This is a genomic window from Desulfotomaculum sp. OF05-3 (genome assembly GCF_003435535.1).
In the GTDB taxonomy this organism is placed as follows: domain Bacteria; phylum Bacillota; class Clostridia; order Lachnospirales; family Lachnospiraceae; genus Pilosibacter; species Pilosibacter fragilis.
Genome location: NZ_QWGO01000086.1, coordinates 1 through 1,260, shown reverse-complemented (window position 1 = coordinate 1,260; position 1,260 = coordinate 1). Strand labels below are relative to the sequence as shown.

Below are 1,260 nucleotides of genomic sequence, written 5' to 3'. Positions count from 1 at the left end.
GCGAAGCAGGAGATGGATGGTTGGATAATCATTCACGATCACGGCTTTGCCGTGAATAATTCAGGTTTACTTTAAAAATGTGCAATTTCTGACATCTTTCCATTTGTAGCTATAAAAAATTTTCCCATATCAGAATCAAATAATAATGATTTCTCAGGCTTAAGCATATCCAGCTCTTCCGGTATACTCCTTGCAATAATAAAACTGTTTGAACTCAGGGAAAGCAAATCATGATTGCCTACAAAATATTGTCCTATTGATCTCCAGAAATTTGCACCAAATGTCTGCATACTATATAAAACCAGATCCATCTCATCCTCAATATCTATCCCATAGATCATTTCAGCAACACGAATCAGAAATGTTTTCTCAATGCCTGATATAACTACAATTTGGCGGGATCCCAGATTGTAAACCATTTTCTGGCATATAACTTTTCCAAAGTTTTCACCTTGATAGTTTCTATTTATAATCTTCACATTTGCTGCAACATTGAGAAATGAAATCAAATTTGTATTGATCACATTTTTCAGCTGCTCTTCAAAATCACTATTGTATGAAGATATGGCTGAGATTCCTTTCCCTACAATTGCCATATCTTCTGTTATTATATGTTCCAAAAGCCATCCAATTCCATCTCCCACAAGTTCTGCTATCTCTTTTTTGCTGCATTCATTGCGCTTTACAATGTCTGCTTTTTTTTTCAGCAGCATATTATAAAACTCGTCATGCAGCATCTTATGAAATTCATAACCGGCATAACCTATCTCCCGCATATATATTTCTTCACTCTTTGCATGCCTTTTAAAATATCTAAGCATATATTCCAGAGTTTCCTTCATAAGGAATAACCGGTACTTCGCATCATCTCCTCTCTCCATTACTTTATTATAAATCTGATCTGATATCCGAAACAATTCTTTATGCTCTTCATCAAGTTTATCTATGCCCATAAGATAATTTTTACTCCATTTGATCATTTTGTCGTCTCCCTTCATGTCTTTATACTGTCAATATGCCTGTATTATCCAATTTTGCAGTTAACGCTTTAACCATTATATCATTCCCATTTTACATTTTCAACACGCGAACTTTACATTTTTAATGAAATATAAAAAGCGCCTCCCGGATTCAGAATATATTCATTCTGTTCCAAGAGACGCACTCACTGTCTTTTTATAAAAATGACTACTTATCCTGAATTATTCACGGAGCAATTTCTAATCTAAACCTTGCACCATGAATTGAAAAAATGATCCA

Annotated in this window: 1 protein-coding gene; it reads right to left on the bottom strand. The window is 34.2% G+C overall.

Annotated elements, in window-relative coordinates; translation table 11 throughout:
• Positions 1 to 71: 71 nt before the first annotated feature.
• Positions 72 to 980 (bottom strand): hemerythrin family protein, encoded by a 909-nt coding sequence (locus DXA87_RS17725; RefSeq protein WP_158553107.1) that lies wholly within the window; start codon positions 978 to 980, stop codon positions 72 to 74.
• Positions 981 to 1,260 lie beyond the last annotated feature (280 nt).

What these genes read in the sequence shown, in the direction of transcription:
- DXA87_RS17725 (WP_158553107.1), bottom strand. Translation starts at nt 980, where the DNA reads ATGATCAAATGGAGTAAAAATTATCTTATGGGCATAGATAAACTTGAT.